Below are 22,587 nucleotides of genomic sequence, written 5' to 3'. Positions count from 1 at the left end.
CGCGAACAGCGCTCGAAGCGCATGCGCCGCAGGCGCGAGTCTCGAGCGCTGTTCGCGCGGCCCTCCAGGGGCCGCGCTCGAGCGCGCCAGCGCTCCAAAAATACAGCCCAACACCTCCGTGGGCGCAATACCCCAAGACCCTGGCGCGACAGCCCGACAGTGCCGGTCAGTTCCGGCGACGATGCCCACCCGACCGACGCGCCCGCCGAGCGAACCACCGCCCGTCAACCCGGTCGAGCGCGATGGCCTGGCTGAACGCCTTGCTCAGATTGTCGGCCGTGAGCACATCCTCGAGCAGCCCCTGCCCGACCACCTCACCCTCCTTGAGCAGCAGCGCATGAGTGAACCCAGGCGGGATCTCCTCCACGTGATGGGTCACCAGAACCATGGCCGGCGCGTCGGGATCCGCAGCCAAATCGCCGAGGCGTTCGACGAGTTCCTCGCGCCCGCCGAGGTCCAGACCCGCGGCCGGTTCGTCGAGCAGGAGCAGTTCCGGGTCGGTCATCAGGGCACGCGCGATGAGCACCCGCTTGCGTTCCCCCTCGGAGAGGGTGCCGTAGGTGCGGTCGGAAAGGTGTTCGGCGCCAAGAGTTTCCAGCATGTCGACGGCGCGTTCGGTGTCGATGTCGTCGTAGCGTTCGCGCCAGCGGCCGAGCACCGCGTACCCGGCCGACACCACCAGGTCGCTGACCTTCTCGTCGACGGGGATGCGGCTGGCCACCGCCGCCGAGGACAGGCCGATGCGTGGGCGTAATTCGGTGACGTCGACGCGACCGAGGGTCTCGCCCAACAGGTTCGCCGTCCCGGAGGTCGGATGGACCTCGGCGGCAGCCATTCTCAGCAGTGAGGTCTTACCGGCACCGTTGGGGCCGAGGACCACCCAGCGTTCGTCGAGTTCGACCTGCCAGGTGACCGGGCCGACGAGCGTTCGGCCCGAGCGGCGGATGGTGACGTCGGAGAAGTCGATGAGCAGATCTGGATCGGGTTGCGACACGCGCTCCATCTTGGCCCACGGGAGCCCTCAGCGGAACGACCGGCCCGGGTGGGATTCGTCGGTTCGGTGCCGCACCGCTTCGCGCGACGCGCCGAGGTCGCTGCGCAGCATCCGGGCGGCGAGGAACGACACCGGCACCGCGAGTGCGACCCATACGATCAGGATCACGGCGATTGTCGTCATCATGGCGGAACCTCCGTGTGTCTCTCGCTGCGGACGGGTATCCGATAGGTCTTACCCACACGATGCCGCCGGTACACCCGAACATCGCGACGACGCGCGCGAACCGCAACGACAGCCGACCGATTCGCTCGCGCGTGTCGGCCGTCTCACGGCACGGCGATCACCGTCATCGAGCCCGGGGCCACCTCGGTGAAGCCTGCGTCCCGTACGGCGACAGCGCGTCCCGCCGATACCTGCGCGACGAGTTCGGACCACTGTCGCGGGTCGGCATCGCGCACCGCGCAACGGAATTCGCGTTCGGCCCAGGCGGCGGCCGCTTCGACCGGCATGGCGCCGGCCAGCAGCATGCTCGCGTGCCCCACCTGCGCGGCCGCCTTGCCCACCGACATCTCCAGTCCGCTGTTCACCCACAGCACCGGTAGGTCGGGGTCGGGCGGGCCCGGTTCGTCGTGTTCGAGGTCGGTTCCGCCGATCTGGAGTTTGCGGATGCGCGGGTCGATTCCGCCGACCGGGCCGGGGACGAAGGCCCGCGCCTGCGCACCGTCGATGTCGACGGTCACCCCCTCGACGTCGTTGGCCGCCAACCACTGCGCACCGCGCGCCCGGCGGGCCACCTTCCTGATCCGTGAGCGCTTCCACGCCAGATACCGCGCTTCCCATTCGCCGCCGGGCCCGGAACGCGGGTCGAGGCACACCGCGACCGCGGCGGCGGCCGCAGCGGCCAGTAGCGCGCTGCGCGCGGGTGGTTCGGCCTTCGGGATGTGCAGCACCATCTGCATCGCCTGCACCATGGCCGGGTCGTCGGGATCGCCGTTGCCGCCGTAGCCGTGCGCCAATTCGGCGTGCCGCACAGCGAATTCGGCCGCTTCGTCGCGGACCTCGACCTCGGTTTCCCCACCGCTCAGTTCCGCGCTACCCACACCACACCCGATTCGATCGACACCACACGTGCGAACCAGCGTAGCGAGCCGTGCGCGCTAGGAGACCTCGACCGTCACCAGGAAGGTGCCCTCGGGTCGGACCGGCGGTTCCTCGAGCTGCCGGTGGGTGAACTCGACTGTCGTCGTCCCCTTGGCGACCGCGCGCAACGGCCACACCGTCGTCTGACCCTCGGCCACGGGTTCCTCCGCGACCAGGATGCCCTCGTCGATATTCACCGGCTCCCATTCCCGGTCCGAGTCGGCCGACTGGGGCAGCCGCACCCGCAGTTCCTGACCCACATCGAGGGTCACCGTGCGACCGGCGGCCGACTGGTCGACGGTGACCGCGGGTTTCGCGACCGCCGGAGCGGTGCTCGGCAGGGTGAGCGTCGTCGATCCGATGCTGTCGGGGATCGGTTCGTCGTCACCGCAGCCTGCGAGCAGACCGGCCACGACGAGCGGAACGAGCAGGAATTTGCGCACGGACTCTCCCAACGCCGAAGGTCTTTCTGCGCTGGGATTACCCGCCGTGCCCGGAACTAACGGCCGAGCAGCGGAACTCGACGGACCCCGCCGTCGCGGGCGTCGGCCGCCTCCACCTCGTCACGCGTCACACCGAGGATGAACAGCACCGCGTCCAGGTAGGGGTGCGACAGGGCCGTATCGGCCACCTCACGCAGCGCGGGCTTGGCGTTGAACGCCACACCGAGCCCGGCCGCGTTGAGCATGTCGATGTCGTTGGCGCCGTCGCCCACGGCGACGGTCTGCTCCATCGGCACGCCTGCGTCGGCGGCGAACTTGCGCAGCGCGGTCGCCTTGAACGCGCGGTCGACGATCTCGCCGGTGACCCGTCCGGTGAGTTTGCCGTCGATGATCTCAAGGGTGTTGGCCTGCACGAAGTCGAGTTCCAGCTCGTGTGCGAGCGGTTCGATGACCTGCCGGAACCCGCCGGAGACCACGCCACAGCGGAACCCGAGCCTGCGCAGCGTGCGGATCGTGGTGCGCGCGCCCGGGGTGAGTTCGATGCGGTCGGCGACCTCCTCGATCACCGATTCGTCGAGTCCCTCGAGCGTGGCCACGCGCTGGCGCAGCGACTCGGCGAAGTCGAGTTCACCGCGCATCGCGGCCTCGGTGACCTCGCGGACCTGCTCCTCGACGCCCGCGTGCGCGGCGAGCATCTCGATGACCTCACCCTGGATGAGGGTGGAGTCCACGTCGAACACGATGAGTCGCTTGGCACGCCGCGCCAGGCCGGCGCGTTCCACCGCGATGTCGACCTGTTCGGCGACGGCCACATCGGCCAGCGCGGTGCGCAGTCGCGCGTCGGTGTCGGCACCGGAGTCGGCCGCCGACACCATGAGCTCCATGCCGGTCACCGGGTAGTCGGCGATGCCGCGGATGGTGTCGATATTGGCGCCGAGCCCGGCGAGCAGCCGCGAGATCGCACTGAAGGCGTGCGCGGTGACCGGCGAGCCGAGCACGACCACGGCGTGGGTCGACATCGGCGGCTTGCCGATCTGCGCGTCGACCGACACGTCGACCTGCATGCCGACGGTGTTCATCGCCTCTTCGAGCTCGTCCTGCAGCGCCTCGGGGTCGTTCGGGCACGAGACCAGCACACCGAGGGTGAGCCTGCCCCGGATGACCACCTGCTCCACGTCCAGCAGGCTCACCTGATGCCGCGACAACGCCGCCAGCAGCACCGAGGTGACGCCGGGTCGGTCGGGGCCGGTGACGGTCACGAGAACTGTGGTGTCGGCCAAGTCGATCTGCTCCGTTCGTTTACCCACAAAAAGAGTGTGCACCCGCTGGTCACCCAGCAGGTGCACACCCTGGTCGTTCGGTGGTTCCTTGCTACTTCGTCAGCACGGGTTCGTCGGCGTGGGCGTTGTGCTTGCCCGAGCCCCAACCCACGTGCGCCTCGCGCTTCATGCGCTCGATCATGTGCGGGTAGTGCAGCTCGAACGCCGGACGCTCCGAGCGGATGCGCGGCAGCTCGTAGAAGTTGTGGCGCGGCGGCGGGCAGGTGGTGGCCCACTCGAGCGAGTTGCCGTAACCCCACGGGTCGTCCACGGTGACGACCTCACCGTAGCGGTAGCTCTTGAAGGTGTTCCACACGAACGGCAGCATCGAGGCGCCGAGGATGAACGCGCCGATGGTGGAGATGGTGTTCAGCGTGGTGAAGCCGTCGCTGGGCAGGTAGTCGGCGTAGCGACGCGGCATGCCCTCGGCGCCCAGCCAGTGCTGCACCAGGAAGGTGGTGTGGAAGCCGATGAAGGTGGCCCAGAAGTGCCACTTGGCCAGACGCTCGTCCATCATGCGGCCGGTCATCTTCGGGAACCAGAAGTAGATACCGGCGAAGGTGGCGAACACGATGGTGCCGAAGAGCACGTAGTGGAAGTGCGCGACGACGAAGTACGAGTCGGTGACGTGGAAGTCCAGCGGCGGCGAGGCCAGGATGACACCCGAGAGACCACCGAAGAGGAAGGTCACCAGGAAGCCGATCGACCACAGCATCGGTGATTCGAACGTCAGCTGACCACGCCACATGGTGCCGATCCAGTTGAAGAACTTCACACCGGTCGGGACCGCGATGAGGAAGGTCATGAACGAGAAGTACGGCAGCAGCACGGCGCCGGTGGCGTACATGTGGTGCGCCCACACGGCGATGGACAGCGCGGCGATACCGAGGGTCGCGTAGACCAGCGTGGTGTAACCGAAGATCGGCTTACGGCTGAACACCGGGAAGATCTCGGAGACGATGCCGAAGAACGGCAGCGCGATGATGTACACCTCGGGGTGGCCGAAGAACCAGAACAGGTGCTGGTAGAGCAGGATGCCGCCGGTGGCCGGGTCGTAGATGTGGCCGCCGAGGTGGCGGTCGTAGGCCAGGCCGAACAGGGCCGCGGTGAGCAGCGGGAACGCGAGCAGCACGAGGACCGAGGTGACCGCGATGTTCCAGGTGAAGATCGGCATGCGGAACATGGTCATACCGGGTGCGCGCAGGCAGACCACGGTGGTGAGCATGTTGACGCCACCGAGGATGGTGCCCAGACCGGACACGGCAAGACCAAGGATCCACAGGTCGGTGCCGACACCGGGCGAGTGCAGGATGTCGGTGAGCGGCACGTACGCCGTCCAGCCGAAGTCCGCGGCGCCACCGGGGGTCACGAAGCCCGCGGTCGCCATCGAGGCGCCGAACAGGTACAGCCAGTAGCTGAACGCGTTCAGACGCGGGAAGGCGACGTCGGGGGCGCCGATCTGCAGCGGCAGGATGATGTTGGCGAAGCCGAACACGATCGCGGTCGCGTAGAACAGCAGCATGATCGTGCCGTGCATGGTGAACAGCTGGTTGAACTGCTCCGGCGACAGGAACTGCAGACCCGGACGGGCGAGCTCGCCACGCATGAGCAGCGCCATGAGGCCGCCGATCATGAAGAAGCTGATCGCCGTCACCAGGTACATGGTGCCGAGCACCTTGGGGTCGGTGGTGGTGACCGCCTTGTAGAGGAACGAGCCCTTCGGCCCGGTCCGAGCCGGATACGGTCGAGTCGCTTCCAACTGAGGGACTGGCCTGGGCTCTACCGCAGTCACTGATCCTCCTGAAGATGCCTGTACGTCACTCGCAGAGCCGACCGCGCCTCGTACAAGGGCAGCAGACATGCGTTGAAGTGAATCGTAAACCGTGCGGCCGCAGCATTCCGCGCGGGTCCTACTCTGTGTCGTATTCGGCGCGCCGTAGACGCCGATCGCCATCTTCCTCCGCAGGTCGCGCGGGTGCAACGGTTGGCGGGGACAACCTTTCGGGTTCCGGCGCGTCTGCTCCGCGGTCGATCCGGTTCACCCACCTTGGGGTGGTATTCGGTCCCCCTCGGAGTGCGTGCCCCACCGCTGGGGTCGCTGTCGGCGAGGCCCCTGGGCGACGAGATTAGAGGTGTACCGAAAACACCGCTGACAAGCCCTCGAGGGGAACACGATGAGCACCCTGGTCACCGCACCCGCCGACAACGTCATCCAGCTGCCGCGCCGCTCGGGCGCACCGATCGCCGACGGCCGGCTCGCCGACGCCGACCTGGACCGCTGGGCGAACCGCCTGGCCCGGCTGCTGCTCGGCCGTGGCGCGGGCGCGGGCGACCTGATCGCCCTCGCGGTCGATCCCCGGGTGGAGGCCGTCGTCGCCGAGGCCGCGGTGCGCAAGATCGGCGCCGTCCCGGTGAGTGCCGAGGAGCAGCCCGGCACCCGTTTCGGGATCACCACGAGGTCTCGGCGCGGCGAACTCTGCGACACCGTCGACTGGCTGGTCCTCGACGATCGGTCGACCCTGCGGCGCTATCTGGTGAGCTCGGACGCCCCGCTGTCCGGCATCGATCTGCGCGCGGTCTCCTGAACCCATTCCGGTCTGCTCCCCACAGGTCCAGAATGGAGCCTGAGCGCAGTACCAAGCGGTCGGGGACACCGGGCTCCAGAAATGAAAACGCAGGTCAGCTCATGATCCAGCCTTCTTCGCGAGCGTCCGACACCGCGCCCGAAGATCCTTTCCCCCTGTCCGCCGCCCAGCGGGGCATCTGGTTCGCCCAGCACATCGCGGGCGATACTCCCCTGTCCATCGCCCAGTACGTCGAACTCAGCGGCGCGATCGACCACGCGCTGCTGACCGCGGCCGTGCGGCGCACCGGTCGCGAGTTCGGCACCGGATTCGTGCGCCTGGTCGATATCGACGGGCAACCGCATCAACTCGTCGACCCGACCCTGGACGCCGACATCGCCGAGCTTGATCTGCGCGGCGAACCCGATCCGGAAGTGGCCGCGCACGCCTGGATGCGCGCCGAGTACTCCGCGCCGCTGGACATGACGCGTGACCGTCTGGTCCGCCTGGCGATGCTGCGGATCGCCGAGGATCGCTGGTTCTGGTATTCGCGGATGCATCACATCGTGCTCGACGGGATGGGCGCGCTGGCGCTGGTCCAGCGCACCGGCGAGCTGTACAACGCCGCCTTCGAGGGCCGCGAGCCCCCACCGGCCAAGGCCGAGCCGTTGCAGCGCATCGTCGAGGCCGACCTGGCCTACCGCAGCTCGGACCGTTTCGCGGCCGACCGTGAGTACTGGCGCACCCATCTGGCCGACCTGCCCGACCCGGTCACCCTCGCCGGTCGTGCCGCCGAGGTCGACAGTCATCCCACCCGGGTGGCAGGCGCGCTGCCCGCCGAGACGAGCGCACTGCTGGATTCGGTTGCCGCCGAGATCAATTCGGGGGTCGCACCGACCGTGGTGGCCGCCTTCGGCGCCTATCTCGCCGCGATGACCGGTGCGCCCGAAGTCGTGCTGAGCCTGCCGGTGTCGGCGCGGACCTCCGCGACGCTGCGCCGCTCGGGCGGCATGCTGGCCAATGTCGTCCCGCTGCGGGTCCGTCTCGAACCGACCACCACGGTGGGTGCGGCGATCCTCGCCGTGCAGAGCGAGCTCACGGGGGCGCTGCGACGGCAGCGGTACCGCCAGGAGGACATCATCCGCGATCTGGGCTGGTCGATGGACGAGGCGGTGTCGTTCGGGCCGGCGGTGAACCTGATGATGGTGGACACCAAGATCGCGCTCGGCCCGGTCGTCGGCCGCCTGCATGTGCTCACCTCCGGCCTGATCGACGATCTGTTCGTCAACCTGTATCCGGGGATGGGTGGCGAGAGCACCCACATCGATCTCCAGGGCAACGGCAACCTCTACAGTCCGGCGGAGCTGGCCGCGCATCACGACCGTTTCCTGCGGTTCCTGCATCGTTTCCTCGCCGCGGGCCCCGAGGCGCCGCTGTCGTCGGTCCACGTGCTCGCCGACGCCGAGCAGGCCGTCTCGGTGCCCGCGCGCGGCGCGGCCGGCGTCGCGCAGCGCACCCTGCCCGAGATCCTCGCCGCGGGCGCCGCGATCGATCCCGACGCGGTGGCCCTGCGCTGGGGCGTGGACGACACGATGACCTACCGCGAGGTCGACGAATACACGAATCGGCTGGCTCGCACGCTCATCGCGGCCGGCGCGGGTCCGGAACACGCTGTGGCGCTCTCGATTCCGCGCTCGGCCGAGTCGGTGCTCGCCACGATCGCGGTCGCCAAGTCGGGTGCGCCCTTCGTCCCGATCGATCCGACCTATCCGGACGACCGGATCGAGCACATGATCGACGACAGCGCGGTGGTCACCGGCCTGACGGTGACCCAGGCACGGAAATCGTTGTCCGACAAAGTCGACTGGCTCTGCCTCGACGACGAAGCCACCGTCGGCCGCGTCGCCGCGCAGCAGGCCACGCCGATCACCGACGCCGACCGGACCGCCTCGATCCACCCCGATCAGGTCGCCTACGTCATCTACACCTCCGGCTCGACCGGATTGCCCAAGGGCGTGCTCGTGTCGCATCGCGGACTGGCGAATCTCGCCGCCGGTTCGGGTGCGGGTTTCGGTGTCGATCCGGGTTCTGTTGTCGCGCACGCTGTTTCCCCGAGCTTCGACATCTCCGTGGAGGAAATCCTGGTGACGCTGGCGGCCGGGGCCACCCTCGCTGTCGTGCCGCCGTCGGCCTACGCGGGCGAGGACATGGCGCAGGTCTTGCGCGCGCACCGCGTGACCCATCTGAACGTGCCCCCGGCAGTCGTCGGCTCCCTCGATCCGGCGACCCTGCCCGACCTGTCAACCATCGTGGTCGGTGGCGACGCCTGCCCACCCGAGCTCGTGTCGAAGTGGGCCGGGCGCAGGCTGCTCAACGGGTACGGCCCCACCGAGACCACGGTCACCGCCACGCTGAGCGAACCGCTGACTCCGGGCGGCCCGGTCACCATCGGTGGTCTCGCCCGTGGGGTGAACGGGCTGGTGCTCGATCCGTGGTTGCGGCCGGTCGCACCCGGCACGGTGGGTGAGCTGTACCTGTCGGGCCCCGGAGTGGCGCGTGGTTACCACCGGCGCGGCGGTCTGACCGCGAGCCGTTTCGTCGCCGACCCGTACGCGCCGGGAGCACGCATGTACCGCACGGGCGACCTGGTGCGCTGGACCGCCGACGACGGCCGGTTCACGCTGGAATACCAGGGCCGCAGCGACTTCCAGGTGAAGGTGCGCGGGTACCGGATCGAACTCGGTGAGATCGATGCCGCGCTGCAACGGCTGCCCGCCGTCGACTTCGCCATCACCCTCGGTGTCGAGACACCGTCCGGCGCGACCGCTCTCGCCGCCTACATCACCGTCGAGCCGGGTGCCGATGCACATCCGGAGGCGGTGAAAGCCGCTGTGGGCGAGACCCTTCCCGCGTATATGGTGCCCGCCTCGGTGATCGTGCTCGACCGGGTTCCGCTGACCCCGCTCGGCAAGGTGGACCGCAAGGCCCTGCCCGCACCGGATTTCGGTGCCCGAACCGTGGCGAGCAGAGCGCCGTCCACACCGCGCGAGGAAGCCCTCGCCGCCCTGTTCGCCGAGGTGCTCGGGGTGGACACGGTGGGGGTGGACGACAGCTTCTTCGCCCTCGGCGGTGACAGCATCGTGTCCATTCAGCTGGTCTCGCGGGCGAAGGCGGCGGGGATCGCGTTCAGCGCCCGCGACGTGTTCGAACGCAAGACCGTGGCCGCGCTGGCCGCGATCGCGGGCGACGCCGAGGCCACCGTGGTGCACGAGTTGCCCGGCGGCGGTGTCGGCGCGGTGGAACTCACGCCCATCGTGCACGCCATGATCGAGCACGGTGAGCCGTGGGGTCGCTACGGTCAGGCCGTCCTGATCGGGCTGCCCGACGGCACCCGCCGCGAGACCCTCGCCGCGGCGCTCGGAGTGCTGCTCGATCATCACGATCTGCTGCGCAGCTCGCTGCGCGACACCGGGGAATGGGTTGTCGCCGAACCCGGTTCGATCGACGCCGACAGTCTCGTCGAGGTGATGCGGTCGGATTCCGACGACGATGTCGACCGCGCGTTGCAGGACGCGGCGGACCTGCTCGATCCCGCCGCAGGCGTCGTGGTGCGATGCGTGCTGATCGAACGCACGGATGCCGCTCCGCTGTGCTGGCTCGTGCTGCACCACCTCGTCACCGACGGTGTGTCCTGGCGAATCCTGCTGCCCGACTTGGCCATTGCCGCCTTCGGTGGTACGCCCGCTCCGGTCGGGACCTCGTTCCGGCGGTGGGCACACGCTCAGGCGGAACAGGCAGCGCTGCGTGCCGGCGAGCTGCCCGTCTGGCAGCGGATCGCGGCCACCCCCGACCCGGCGTTCGGCCGCGACACCTTCGATCCGTCCCGCGATGTGGTCGCCACCATGGCGCAGCTGCGATCGACCGTCCCCACCGAGGTCGCGCATGCGGTGCTCATCGCCGTTCCCGAGCGATTCCATTGCGGCGCGGACGATGTACTGCTCGCCGCGCTCACCATGGCGGTGTGCCGCTGGCGCGCGCGCACGGGCACCCTGCTGACCCTGGAAGGTCACGGCCGCAGCGAATCCCTGCTGCCCGGTGCCGATATCGGCCGCACCGTCGGCTGGTTCACCACCGTCTACCCCGTCGCGATCGACCTGGCGGGCATCGACTTGGACGACGCGTTCGCAGGCGGCGACTCGGCGGGCTCGGTCGTCAAGGCAACCAAGGAGCAGTTGCGCGCCGTCCCCGATCGGGGCGTCGGCTACGGACTGTTGCGGTACCTGAACAGCGAGACGGCACCGGCCCTGGCGGACGCGCCGATGCCTCAGCTCAGCTTCAACTATCTGGGCCGGGCGGTCACCGGCGAGGACCCCTGGCTGCCGCGCCGCTTCGCCGCGACCAACGACAACCGCGCGCCCCTGGCCGCCGTTGTCGACGTCAACGCCGTGCTCACCGAGGCTGGTCTGGAGGTCACCTGGGCGTACGCGGGCAGGCTGCTCGGCGAAGCCGACGTGCGAGAGCTGAGCGAGCTGTGGTCACAGGCACTCGACGCGCTGGCCGACCATGCGCGCACCGACGGGGCAGGTGGGCGCACACCCTCGGACTTCGCTCTCGTCACGGTCGATCAGTCCCAGATCGACAACTGGGAGTCGACCTATCCGAATCTCGCCGATGTGTGGCCGCTCTCGCCGCTGCAGTACGGGCTGCTGTTCCACGCGCTCTACGACTCCGACACCGCCGACGGCTACACCGTCCAGTCCCTGCTCACCCTGGCGGGCACCGTCGACAGCGCCAGCCTGCGCCGCGCCGCCCAGGCCCTGGTCGACCGGCACGAGAACCTGCGGGCGGCGTTCGTCGAAACCGCCGACGGACCACGCCAACTCGTCCTCGCCGAGGCCGAGATCCAGTGGAACGAGATCGATCTCACCGATATCGCCGAGGAACACCGGGAGCGCGAGCTCGACCGCGTTGTCGAACTGGACGCGCTCACCCGCTTCGACCTCACCCGTCCCCCGCTGCTGCGGTTCACCCTGATCACGACGGCGCCCGACACGTACCGCCTCGTGATGACCAACCACCACCTGGTCCTCGACGGCTGGTCGACGCCGCTGCTGGTCCGTGAACTGCTCGCCCTCTACGTCACCGCGGGCGACACCGCACCGCTGCCGCCGCCTCGGTCCTACCGCGAATTCCTGTCCTGGCTCGCGGAGCAGGACGCCCAGGAATCGCTGGACGCGTGGACGCGGTCGCTGGCCGGGATCGACACCCCGACCCGCGCGGTCCCCACCCTGGCCGGGATCGAGTCGACCGAGACCGCGATGATCTCGCGCGATCTGCCACGCACCACCGTCGCCACTCTCGAATCCGCCGCCCGCGCCGCCGGTGCCACAGTGAACACCCTCGTGCAGGCGGGTTGGGCGCTGGTGCTCACCATGCTCACCGGCCGCACCGATGTGGTGTTCGGCAGCACCGTGTCGGGTCGGCCGCCGGAGCTGCCCGGCGTCGAGGAGATGGTCGGGCTGTTCATCAACACGCTGCCCGTGCGGGTGACGCTCGACCCCGGCGAGCGGGTCACCGACCTGCTGGCCCGGGTCCAGGCCGAGCAGGCGCGGCTGATGGACCACCAGCATGTAGGGCTTGCGGCGATCCATCACGCTGTCGGGCTGGCCGAATTGTTCGACACACTCACCGTTTTCGAGTCCTATCCGATCGACCGGGCGGCGCTGTCACAGGCCCTCGACATCGCCGGGATGCGCGTACTGGACGTGGAGGGCACCGACGCCACGCCCTATCCGTTGAACCTCATGGTGATTCCGCTGCGCGGCGAGGACGAGGCGGGCGACACCTTGCGCATCACCGTCAAATTCATGGCCGATCAGCTCGAACACACTGCGGCACAGTCCCTTCTGGACCGGTTCGTCCGGCTCCTCGGTGAGCTCGCCGAGAATCCGGACATCCCGGTGGCCCGTCTGCAACATTGCGCCGACGACGAAAGGGCCGCGCTGGCACCGGTATACGGTGCCCCGGCGCTGCCGATGCGCACCCTGCCCGATGTACTGACGGCGGGCGCCCGCATCGACCCCACCGCGATCGCGGTCAGTTCGGGCGACCTGCGCATGACCTACGGCGAACTCGACGCCTGGTCGAACCGGTTCGCGCGGGTCCTGCTGGGCCGGGGCATCGGGCCCGAGGTGTTCGTCGTGCTCGCCCTGACCAGATCCCTGGAGTCGGTGGTGGCGGTGTGGGCGCTGGCCAAGACGGGCGCGGCGTTCGTCCCGCTGGATCCCAGCTACCCGGTGGAGCGGATCGAGCACATGCTCGCCGATTCCAAGGCGCCCATCGGTGTCACCGTCACCGAGACCGGCGAGACACTGCCCGGATCCATCGACTGGCTGCTGCTGGACGACCTGAACACTCTGCGCCGGGTCATGCTGGTGTCGGACGCGCCGATCACCGATGCCGAACGCGGCGGACCCCTCGACATCGACCACACCGCCTACCTGATCTACACCTCCGGATCGACCGGCAAACCGAAGGCGGTCCTGCTCAGTCATCGCGGTCTCGCCAATCTCGTTGCCGCCCAGCGCGAAACGCTCGCTCTCGATCCGTCGGCGAGTGCGTTGCAGGTGGCTTCTCCCAGCTTCGACGCGTCGGTCTTCGAAATGCTCACCGCACATGCGGCGGGTGGACGGCTCGTGGTGTCCCCACCGGAGGTGTACGGCGGCAGCGAGCTGGAGACGTTGCTGCGCACCGAACGCGTCACCCACGCGGTCATCACGCCGTCGGCTCTGGCCACGATGGAACCCACCGACCTCACCGACCTGCGGGTACTCGCGGTGGCGGGCGAGGCGGCCACCCCCGAGCTCATCGAGAAGTGGGCCGCGGGCAGGCGCATGGTGAACCTGTACGGGCCGACCGAGTTCAGTATCTGGGCGACCGGTCCCGCCGAACTCGTGGCCGGTGCGCCGGTCACCATCGGTGGGCCGATTCGCGGTGCGGCGGTGGTGGTGCTCGACAGCTGGTTGCGACCGGTCCCGGTCGGTATCGCCGGTGAGCTGTACCTGTCGGGTCCCGCGCTGGCCCGCGGCTACTTCAACCGCTTCGAGATGACCGCAGGTCGCTTCGTCGCCGATCCGTTCGGCGCACCCGGCGAGCGCATGTACCGGACCGGCGACATGGTGCGCTGGGTGACCGACGCGGATGGTCAGCTCACCTTGGAGTACCTGGGCCGCAGCGACTTCCAGGTGAAGATCCGCGGCCTGCGCATCGAGCTCGGTGAGATCGATGCGGTGCTCTCGCGCGACGAGGAGATCGACTACGCGGTCACCATCGGGCGCGAAGGACCGGCGGGCGCGACCGTGCTCGTGTCCTATGTGCTGCCGGTCCCGCACGTCGAACTCGACACCGAGCGGTTGCGGGCGCGGGTCGCGGCCGAACTGCCCGGTTACATGGTTCCCGCGTATGTCGTCGTGCTCGACGACATCCCGCTCACACCGGTCGGCAAGCTGGACCGCAAAGCCCTTCCGGTACCGGACTTCTCGGCGGCCCGGCAGGCGTATCTGGCACCGCGCACGCCCGTCGAACAATCCGTTGCCGACGTCTTCGCCGAGGTGCTCGGCAGCGAGCGGGTGAGCGTCGACCAGTCGTTCTTCGAACTGGGCGGCAATTCGCTGAGCGCGACCAAAGTGGTGGCGCGGGTCAATGCGGCGCTCGGCTCGACCATCGCCCTGCGCGACCTGTTCGACGCGCCGACGGTGGCGCAACTGTCGGCACGGGTGGTACCCGCCGCAGAGGGCACTCCCGGACGGCCCGCGCTCGCGCCCCGGGTGCGCCCGGATCGTATCCCGCTGTCCCCCGCGCAGCAGCGCATGTGGGTGCTCAACCAGCTGGATCCCGCCTCGTCGGCCTACAACATCGCGATCGCGCTGCGCCTCACCGGAACCCTGGATATCGAGGCCATGCGCGGGGCGCTCATCGACGTGATCGACCGTCAGGAAAGCCTGCGCACCCGCTACCCCGCCGACGCCGAGGGCCCACGTCAGGTCGTCGTCGGTATCGACACCGCCACGCCGGTGATGCCGCTGATCGAAACCGAAGACGGTGCCGCACTGCGTGCTCGGATCAACGAGCTTGCGGCCACCGGGTTCGACCTCACCCGCGAGGCACCCCTGCGCATCGGACTGTTCGCGGTTCGTCCCGCCGCCGTGAGCCGAGATCGGGACACCGAACCAGTCGACAGGGCGCTGTCGGACTCGTCTCCGACCATGACACAGCGCCCTTCTGCGCACACGCAGCGCGCTGGAGCCGACCGGTCTGCCCGGGCATCGGGCAACGAAACCGCTGATGGTGTGACCGAGCACGTCCTGGTTCTCGTGGTGCACCACATCAGCGCCGACGGTGCGTCGATGGCGCCCTTGGCCGCCGATCTGGTCGCCGCGTATTCGGCGCGGGTCGCGGGCGAGGCACCCTCGCGGCCACCGCTCGCAGTGCAGTACGCGGACTTCGCGCTGTGGCATCGCGAACTGCTCGGCTCCCCCTCGGAGCCGGAATCTCTCGCCGCCCAGCAGGTTGAGTACTGGCGTGAAACGCTCGCCGGCGCGCCGGACGCACTGGAACTTCCCTCGGACCGGCCACGACCCGCCGTGCAGACGATGCGCAGCGACGACGTGGACTTCGGCATCGACGAGCAGACACACCGGGCGCTGATCGACTTCGCCGCCTCCAACCAGGTGAGCGTCTTCATGGTGGTGCACGCGGCGCTGGCGGTCCTGCTGGCCCGGCTCGGCGGCACCGACGACGTCGTCATCGGCACCCCGATCGCCGGCCGGGGCGATGCGGCCCTCGACGACCTGGTCGGAATGTTCGTGAACACCCTCGCCCTGCGCACCGAGGTCGACCCCGGCACCGATGTCCGGCAGCTGCTCGCCGCCGTCCGCGCCACCGACCTCGACGCGTTCGCCCATGCCGACGTGCCGTTCGAACAACTCGTCCAAGCCCTCGACCCCACCCGGTCCACCGCGCATCACCCGCTGTTCCAGGTGTCGTTGTCGCTGCAGAACTTCGTCGAACCGGTCCTCGAGCTAGCCGGGCTGCGTTTCGAGGTCGAGGATTTCGACCGGCGCTCCTCGGCCTTCGACCTCACCCTCGACCTGCGCGAACGCTTCACCGATTCCGGTGCGGCAGGTATCGACGGCGTCCTCACCTACGCGACGGACCTGTTCGACCCGGCCACCGTCGTCTCTTTCGCCGACCGCTGGAAGCAGGTACTCACCACCGTCCTCACCGCCCCCGACACCCGGCTGTCCGACATCGACATCCTCGCGGAAGCCGAACGCGCCGAACTGGTTCCGGTGCGCGGGCCCGCCACCGCCGGAACAACCACCCTTGCCCAGCTGCTCACCACCACAGCGACCACCTACCCCGACCGTCCCGCCTTGGTCGCCGGCACCATCGGCACGACGACCTACCGCGCCCTCGATGCCCGCTCCAACCAGCTGGCCCGGCTGCTCATCGCGGCGGGCGCGCGCACGGAAACCGTTGTCGCCCTGGGCCTTCCTCGTTGCCCCGAGCTGCACCTCGGCCTCTGGGCCGCGGCGAAGGCAGGCGCGGCGTTCCTGCCGGTCGATCCGAAGCATCCAGCCGACCGCATCGAGCACATGCTCACCGATTCCGGTGCGCGCGTAGGGATCACCCTCGCCGAATACCGACCCGCGCTGTCGGACGCCACCCGCTGGCTGATCCTCGACGACCCGGACTTCGCCGCGCGCCTGGACGCCGCCGACGACAGCGCGCTCGAAGACCTCCCGGCACCGATCAGGGTCGAGAACCCGGCCTGGATGATCTACACCTCCGGGTCGACCGGTACCCCGAAGGGCGTCACCGTCACCCACCGTGGCCTGGCCGATCTGGTCGCCGCCCAGCGCGCCGATCTGCGTTCGGACGTGCACGCCCGCGTCTTGCAGGTCGCCTCACCGAGTTTCGACGCCTCGATCTTCGAGGCCCTGATGGCCTTCGGCTGCGGCGCCGCCTCCGTCATCGCTCCGCCGGACGTGTTCGGTGGGGCACCCCTGGCCGAACTCATCGCGGCCGAGGGGGTGACCCACATGGTGATCACCCCTTCGGCACTGTCCACCATCGATCCCGCCGAGGTGTCGAGTGTGCGGGTTCTCGCGGTGGCAGGCGAAGCGGTCGGTCCCGACCTGGTCGCGCGGTGGTGCGGTGGCACCGACGGGCGGACGATGGTCAACCTGTACGGCCCCACCGAATACACCATCTGGGCAACAGGTTCCGGGCCGCTGTCCGCGACGGAGCCGGTCACGATCGGCACTCCGGTGCGTGGTGCCGCGGCACTCGTGCTCGACGACCGGCTGAGCCCGGTACCGGCCGGCGTCGCGGGTGAGCTCTACCTCGCGGGCACCGCCTTGGCGCGTGGCTACCACGCCCGGCCGGGGCTCACGGCGGCCAGGTTCGTGGCCGACCCGTTCGGCGCCCCCGGTGACCTGCTCTATCGCACCGGCGATCTGGTGCGCTGGTCCCGTGGTGTGTCCGGGCTCGCCCTGGAATATCTGGGCCGCACCGATTTCCAGGTGAAGGTGCGTGGTCAGCGCATCGAGCTCGGCGAGATCGACGCGGTCCTCAGCGGCATCGATGGAGTGGAAGTGGCTGTGACACTTGGTGTTCCCGGCCCGACCGGAGCCACCGCGCTCGCCGCCTACCTGGTGCGCGTGCCCGGGGCCGAACTGGATATCGACCGCGTCCGCGCCCTGGCGGCCGACAGCCTGCCCGCGTACATGGTGCCCGCGGCCTTCGTCGTCCTGGACGAGATCCCGGTGAACGCGGTCGGCAAACTGGACCGAAAGGCGCTGCCCGCACCGGTATTCGTCACCGACGAGGCGCCTTATCGAGCACCGCAGACTCCGACCGAGAAGGTGCTGGCCGAGGTGTACGCCGAGCTGCTCGGCCGCGATCAGGTGGGCATCGATGATTCCTTCTTCGCGCTCGGCGGCGACAGCATCCTCGCCATCCAGCTGGTGACCCAGGCCAAGCTGCGCGGTGTGCACTGCACGCCCCTGCAGGTGTTCGAACACCGCACCGTGGCCGCGCTCGGCGCCGCGATCGACGCCGCCGACACCGTCGAAGCGCTCGCCGAACTGCCCGGCGGTGGCACCGGAGACCTCCAGCTGACCCCGATCGTGCGGTACATGGTCGAACGCGGCGGGAACTTCGACCGGTTCGCCCAGACGGCAATCCTCGAACTGCCCGTCGGCATCGACCGGGCCGCGCTCGTCGCCACGCTCACGGCCGTGATCGACCGGCACGACATGCTCCGATCGCGGCTGTGGGCGAGCGCGGACGGCTGGCGGCTGCGGGTCGCCGAGCCGGGGTCGGTGAACGTCGACGCCCTGGTGCACCGCACCGCGTTCGACTCCGCCGCCGACCCGGTCGACCTGCGGGAATTCGCGCAGACCGAACTCGACACCGCGATGAACCGGCTGCGTCCCGCCGATGGTGTCGTGCTGCAATTCGTGTGGCTCGACCCGGTCGGTGACGCCGGTTCGCACACCCGGCCCGGTCGGCTGATCGTGGTGGCCCACCATCTCGCGATCGACAGCGTGTCGTGGCGAATCCTGGTGCAGGACTTGATCGCCGCCTGGGCTCAGGTCGCCGCGGGCACCACACCGGTGCTGCCCGAGATCGGCACCTCGATGCGGCGCTGGTCGCACGCCCTCACCGAACAGGCGAACTCCGAACGGCGCGAATCCGAACTCGGCTACTGGCAGCAGGTGGTGAACGGTCCCGACCCGCTGCTCGGCACACGGCACCTCGATCCGGCGATCGATCAGGCACACACGGTGCGCCGTTTCGGCATCGAGGTCGACGAGGACACCACTGCGGCGCTGCTCACCACCCTGCCCCGGCTGTTCCAGGGGACGGTCACCGACGCGCTGCTGGCCACCCTCGCCCTGGCCCTGGTCCGATGGCGGCTGCGCCGCGGCGTCAGCGAGCATTCGGCGCTGCTGCGGCTGGAAGGCCACGGCAGGCAGGAGGAGATCGTGCCGGGCGCCGACCTGTCACGAACCATCGGCTGGTTCACCACCCTGTACCCGGTCCGGCTCGATCTCGACGGCGTCGATGTCGACGAGGCGTTCACGGGCGGGACCGCGATGGGTGCGGCCATCCGGGCGGTGAAGCACGACCTGCTGTCGGTGCCGGACAAGGGCATCGGCTTCGGAATGTTGCGATACCTGAATCACACGACCGCACAACCGCTTCCGGCTCGGCTACCCGGCCAGATCTGCCTGAACTACCTCGGCAGGCACACCTCCGTGGAGACCCCCGTCGGCCTCGAAGGGCTCGGCTGGCTGCCCACCGACGCGCTCGGTGAACTGGACGCCCTCGAGCACCAGGATGTGCCGATCATGTCGGCCGTCGACATCAACGCGATGGTCACGGGCGAACGTCTGCACGCCGAATTCGGCTACGCCGCAGAACTACTGGCCGAGGAAGACGTCACCGAGCTCGCCGCCCTGTGGACTGACGCGATGCACGCGGCAGCCCGCTTCGCCGAAACACCCGCCGCTCGAACCGCTTCGGCCGACGAAGCCGCCGCAATGACAGCCCGCACCGCCGTCCCGGTCAAGGCCGGACCGACAGGCCTCGGTCTCGACGTGCTGCTGCCGATCCGACCGGGCGGCGAGCGCCCCGCCCTGTTCTGCGTCCACTCCTCCTCCGGAATGTCCTGGAGCTACCTGGGATTGGCCGAGCAACTACGCCCGGGGCGACCGATCTACGGGCTGCAAGCGCCCGATCTCAGCGGCCGGGAACCATCGGCTCGGTCCATCGAGGAATTCGCCCACCGCTACGTGCGCGAGATCCGCGCCGTCCAGCCGACCGGCCCGTATCACCTGCTCGGCTGGTCCTTCGGCGGCCTGATCGCCCACGCCATGGCGGTCGAATTGGCCACGGCGGGTGAGCGAGTCGGGGTGGTCGCGCTCCTGGACACCGACACCGCCGACATCGACGGTGACACCATCGAACGCCTCTCGCCCGGTGCGTTCATCAACACCTTCGGGGCGATCTTCGGCATCGACGACGTGCCCGCCACCTCGACGGCCGAGGAGGCGGCCGACCTCATCACCGCCCGGCTCGGCGGCGTCGAACTCATCGATGCCGCGACCATCGAGCGGATGGCGGGCTCCTACAACGCCTCCGCGGGGACCAGAACCGGCTACCGGCGCCCCGTCTACCAGGGCGATGTCCTCTACTTCAGCGCCACCGTCGACCCCGACGAATGGATGGGACCCGACGGCTGGCGGCCCTACGTGACCGGCGACATCGTCGACCACGACGTCGACGTGTCCCACGACGACCTGACCAACCCCTACGCACTGTCGGTGATCTCGCCGGTGCTCGACGACCACATGGAAGCAGGAGACCGGATATGAGTGTCGAACACACTGCCGTACACAGCCCTGCGCGCACCGGCACCGGTGGCGTCGTCGTCGAGGGGATCGAGAAATCCTTCGGGGAGGTGCGCGCCCTGCGCGGCATCGACTTCGAGGCCGCGCCCGGCGAGGTGCTCGGCATCCTCGGCCCCAACGGCGCGGGCAAGACGACCATGGTGAACGTCCTGTCCACCCTCGTCATGCCCGACCGTGGCCGGGCGACGGTCGCCGGCCACGATGTCGTCGCCGACCCGGCCGCGGTGCGCAAACGGATCATGCTCACCGGCCAGTACGCCGCGCTCGACGACATGCTCAGCGGCTACGAGAACCTGGTGATGTTCGGCAGGCTGATGGGTCTGCGCAAAACGGACGCCCGCGCCCGGGCCAGTGAGCTCATCGCCGAATTCGACCTCGACCAGGCCGCCGATCGACGCGTCGGCACCTACTCCGGCGGTATGCGGCGCCGCATCGATATCGCCTGCGGCCTGGTGGTTCGGCCCGACGTGGCGTTCCTCGACGAGCCGACCACCGGTCTCGACCCGCGCAGCAGGCAGGGCGTGTGGGATCTGGTGCGCAGCTTCAAGAGCGCGGGCATCACCACCCTGCTCACCACCCAGTACCTGGAGGAGGCCGACGCCCTCAGCGACCGGATCATCGTGATCGACCACGGTGTGGTGATCGCCTCGGGCACCGCCGACGAGCTCAAGCACCGCACCGGCGGCAGCTACTGCGAGATCGTACCGCTGGATCTGCAGGAGCTGCCCGCGATCGTGGCGGCGCTCGGCACCTTGCTCCCCGCCGAGCACCTGGCGGCCCTCACCCCGGAATCGGACCGCATCACCATCCCCGCCCCCGACGGTGCGAAAACGCTCGCCGAAGCCCTGCGGCGGCTCGACAACGCCGGGCTCGAACTCGTCGACATCGCCCTGCGACGGCCCTCGCTCGACGACGTGTTCCTCCAGCTCACCGGTCACCTCGCCTCGACCGAATCCGCACCGCAGGCCATCTCATGACCGCCGCCACCTGGCAGACGCACTGGCGCGCCGCCCCGAACACGCTGCAGCAGTGGTGGGTACTGACCACCCGGCTGATCGTGCCGTCGGTCAAATCCGGTGAGGTGCTGGCCTCGCTGCTGGCACCGGCGGCCTTCACCGCCAGCTTCTACATTCCGTTGAAGACGGTGATGTCGTTCTCCGGCAACGGTTTCAGCAGTTACGCCCAGTACATGATGCCGCTGGTCATCTTGCAGGCGGCGGCGTTCACGGCCATCTCGGCCGCGTTCCGATCGGCCACCGATTCCGTCGCCGGGATCGACCGGCGGTTCGCCTCGATGCCACTGCGGCCCCTGGTCCCGGTGGCCGCACGGATGTCGGGCAACCTGTTCCGGCTGCTGCTGGCGCTGGCGGCGGCGATCGCGTCCGGTTACGTGATCGGGTTCCGGTTCCGGCTCGACGCCGCGCACACCCTCGGGTTCCTGGCGCTGTCCCTGCTCATCGGTATCGCGTTCACCCTGGGCGCCGACGTGATCGGCACGCTGTCCAAAAGCCCGGAGACCACCTCGCAGGCGCTGATGCTGCCGCCGTTGATCTTCGGCATGCTCTCGACAGGTCTGGCGCCGGCCGACCAGTTCCCCACCTGGGTCCAGTGGTTCGTGCGCAACCAGCCCGTCTCGCAGTTCGCGACCGGACTACGCGCGCTCGCCGGTGACACCAAGGCCGACACCGGCGCGGTGACCTGGTCGCTGATGGGCCCGTCGCTGCTGTGGCTGGCCGCGATCCTGCTGATCTGCACCCCGGCGGCGATCCGGCTGAGTTCGAGGAGGGCGTGATGACAACGCAGTCGGAAACCTCACCGGTGGCGCTGGTCCGGCAGACGACGATCCAGACCCAGCGCCTGCTGCTGCGCTGGGCCCGCAATCCGATCACGGTGCTCGAGGCGTTGTTCATCCCGTGTCTGCTGCTCGTGATGCTCGACATCGTGGTCGGCGGCCAGATCGAGCGGTTCACCGGGGAGAACGCGCTGTCCAGCTCGGTCCCGATGGTCGCGATCGTCGGCGCCCTTTCCGGTGCCGTGGCGAGCGGAGTACTGCTCGGCCGCGAACGCGACGCCGGACTGCTCGCCCGCTTCTGGGTGCTGCCCGTGCACCGCGCCTCCGGCCTGGCCTCCCGCATCCTCGCCGAGGGATGCCGCATCCTGCTCGGCACCGTCACCGTCGTGATCGTCGGTCTGCTGCTCGGCTTCCGATTCCAGCAGGGACCGCTGGCGGCGCTCGTCTTCCTGCTGGTCCCGGTGGTTTTCGGGCTGGCCTTCGCCACCATCGTCACCGCCGTGGCCGTCTACACGGCGAAGTCCTCGCTGGTGGAGGGGATCACCATCCTCACCTCGCTGATGATGTTCTTCAGCACCGGATTCGTTCCGCTGGTCGCCTTCCCCACCTGGATCCAGCCGCTCGTCCGCAATCAACCGATGTCGGTCGCCGTCGATGCCATGCGCGGTCTCGCCGACCACGGGCCGGTCGCCCGTCCCCTGTTGCTCACCCTCGCCTGGTCGGCCGGTGCGATCCTGCTGTTCGCCGTGCCCGCCGCCATCGGCTTCCGACGGGCCAGCCGCCGCTGAGGTGCCCGGACGCTCCTCCGCATGGCGGGCCGGTCGACGGCGATGACTTTTCACGCTCCGGCG

At 69.2% G+C, this 22,587-nt stretch carries 11 protein-coding genes; 5 read left to right on the top strand and 6 right to left on the bottom strand.

What is annotated here, in order from left to right; genetic code table 11:
• Positions 1-166: 166 nt before the first annotated feature.
• From AB0F86_RS15440 to ctaD, 6 genes are all read right to left on the bottom strand, one after another.
• Positions 167-1,003 (bottom strand): ABC transporter ATP-binding protein, encoded by an 837-nt coding sequence (locus AB0F86_RS15440; RefSeq protein ID WP_181700850.1) that lies wholly within the window; start codon positions 1,001-1,003, stop codon positions 167-169.
• Between the two features lie 18 nt (positions 1,004-1,021).
• Positions 1,022-1,180 carry a hypothetical protein gene (locus AB0F86_RS15435; RefSeq protein WP_181700852.1) on the bottom strand — a complete coding sequence of 53 codons (159 nt, stop codon included), beginning with the start codon at positions 1,178-1,180 and terminating at the stop codon, positions 1,022-1,024.
• 143 nt (positions 1,181-1,323) lie between these two features.
• The gene (locus AB0F86_RS15430; RefSeq protein ID WP_356986462.1) at positions 1,324-2,097 is read right to left on the bottom strand and encodes a peptidyl-tRNA hydrolase; all 774 of its coding nucleotides are present in this window, start codon (positions 2,095-2,097) and stop codon (positions 1,324-1,326) included.
• A 57-nt stretch (positions 2,098-2,154) separates the two neighbouring features.
• Positions 2,155-2,580, bottom strand: coding sequence for a protease inhibitor I42 family protein (locus AB0F86_RS15425; protein WP_356986464.1), 426 nt, complete (start codon positions 2,578-2,580; stop codon positions 2,155-2,157).
• A gap of 56 nt (positions 2,581-2,636) precedes the next feature.
• Positions 2,637-3,866 carry a phosphoserine phosphatase SerB gene (serB, locus tag AB0F86_RS15420; protein WP_133733910.1) on the bottom strand — a complete coding sequence of 410 codons (1,230 nt, stop codon included), beginning with the start codon at positions 3,864-3,866 and terminating at the stop codon, positions 2,637-2,639.
• 85 nt (positions 3,867-3,951) lie between these two features.
• Positions 3,952-5,691 carry a cytochrome c oxidase subunit I gene (gene ctaD / locus AB0F86_RS15415; protein WP_181700858.1) on the bottom strand — a complete coding sequence of 580 codons (1,740 nt, stop codon included), beginning with the start codon at positions 5,689-5,691 and terminating at the stop codon, positions 3,952-3,954.
• A gap of 382 nt (positions 5,692-6,073) precedes the next feature.
• Here ctaD and AB0F86_RS15410 point away from each other — a divergent pair, with 382 nt between their 5' ends.
• The 5 genes from AB0F86_RS15410 (at position 6,074) to AB0F86_RS15390 (ending at position 22,524) form a co-directional block, all read left to right on the top strand.
• Positions 6,074-6,484: an AMP-binding protein gene (locus tag AB0F86_RS15410; RefSeq protein ID WP_356986466.1), complete on the top strand. Its 411-nt coding sequence runs from the start codon at positions 6,074-6,076 to the stop codon at positions 6,482-6,484.
• A gap of 101 nt (positions 6,485-6,585) precedes the next feature.
• Entirely contained in the window at positions 6,586-19,908 is a 13,323-nt protein-coding gene (locus tag AB0F86_RS15405; RefSeq protein WP_356986468.1) for an amino acid adenylation domain-containing protein, read from the top strand.
• A complete protein-coding gene (locus AB0F86_RS15400) occupies positions 19,905-20,921 on the top strand; it encodes an ATP-binding cassette domain-containing protein (protein WP_356986470.1) in 1,017 nt (338 codons plus the stop codon). Before AB0F86_RS15405 ends, AB0F86_RS15400 begins: the two co-directional genes overlap by 4 nt.
• Entirely contained in the window at positions 20,918-21,736 is an 819-nt protein-coding gene (locus AB0F86_RS15395; protein WP_181700866.1) for an ABC transporter permease, read from the top strand. The genes AB0F86_RS15400 and AB0F86_RS15395 overlap by 4 nt, the downstream gene beginning before the upstream one ends.
• The gene (locus AB0F86_RS15390; RefSeq protein ID WP_356986472.1) at positions 21,736-22,524 is read left to right on the top strand and encodes an ABC transporter permease; all 789 of its coding nucleotides are present in this window, start codon (positions 21,736-21,738) and stop codon (positions 22,522-22,524) included. The genes AB0F86_RS15395 and AB0F86_RS15390 overlap by 1 nt, the downstream gene beginning before the upstream one ends.
• Positions 22,525-22,587: the final 63 nt, after the last annotated feature.

Origin of the sequence: Nocardia sp. NPDC023733, from assembly GCF_040639775.1 — a bacterium.
GTDB lineage: Bacteria > Actinomycetota > Actinomycetes > Mycobacteriales > Mycobacteriaceae > Nocardia > Nocardia rosealba.
Note: the sequence above shows the minus strand (reverse complement) of the source record. Positions and strands in the feature narration are given on the sequence as shown.

Coding starts and splice junctions, on each gene's coding strand:
- AB0F86_RS15440 (WP_181700850.1), bottom strand. CDS start 1,003: ATGGAGCGCGTGTCGCAACCCGATCCAGATCTGCTCATCGACTTCTCC.
- AB0F86_RS15435 (WP_181700852.1), bottom strand. CDS start 1,180: ATGATGACGACAATCGCCGTGATCCTGATCGTATGGGTCGCACTCGCG.
- AB0F86_RS15410 (WP_356986466.1), top strand. CDS start 6,074: ATGAGCACCCTGGTCACCGCACCCGCCGACAACGTCATCCAGCTGCCG.
- AB0F86_RS15405 (WP_356986468.1), top strand. CDS start 6,586: ATGATCCAGCCTTCTTCGCGAGCGTCCGACACCGCGCCCGAAGATCCT.
- AB0F86_RS15400 (WP_356986470.1), top strand. CDS start 19,905: ATGAGTGTCGAACACACTGCCGTACACAGCCCTGCGCGCACCGGCACC.
- AB0F86_RS15395 (WP_181700866.1), top strand. CDS start 20,918: ATGACCGCCGCCACCTGGCAGACGCACTGGCGCGCCGCCCCGAACACG.
- AB0F86_RS15390 (WP_356986472.1), top strand. CDS start 21,736: ATGACAACGCAGTCGGAAACCTCACCGGTGGCGCTGGTCCGGCAGACG.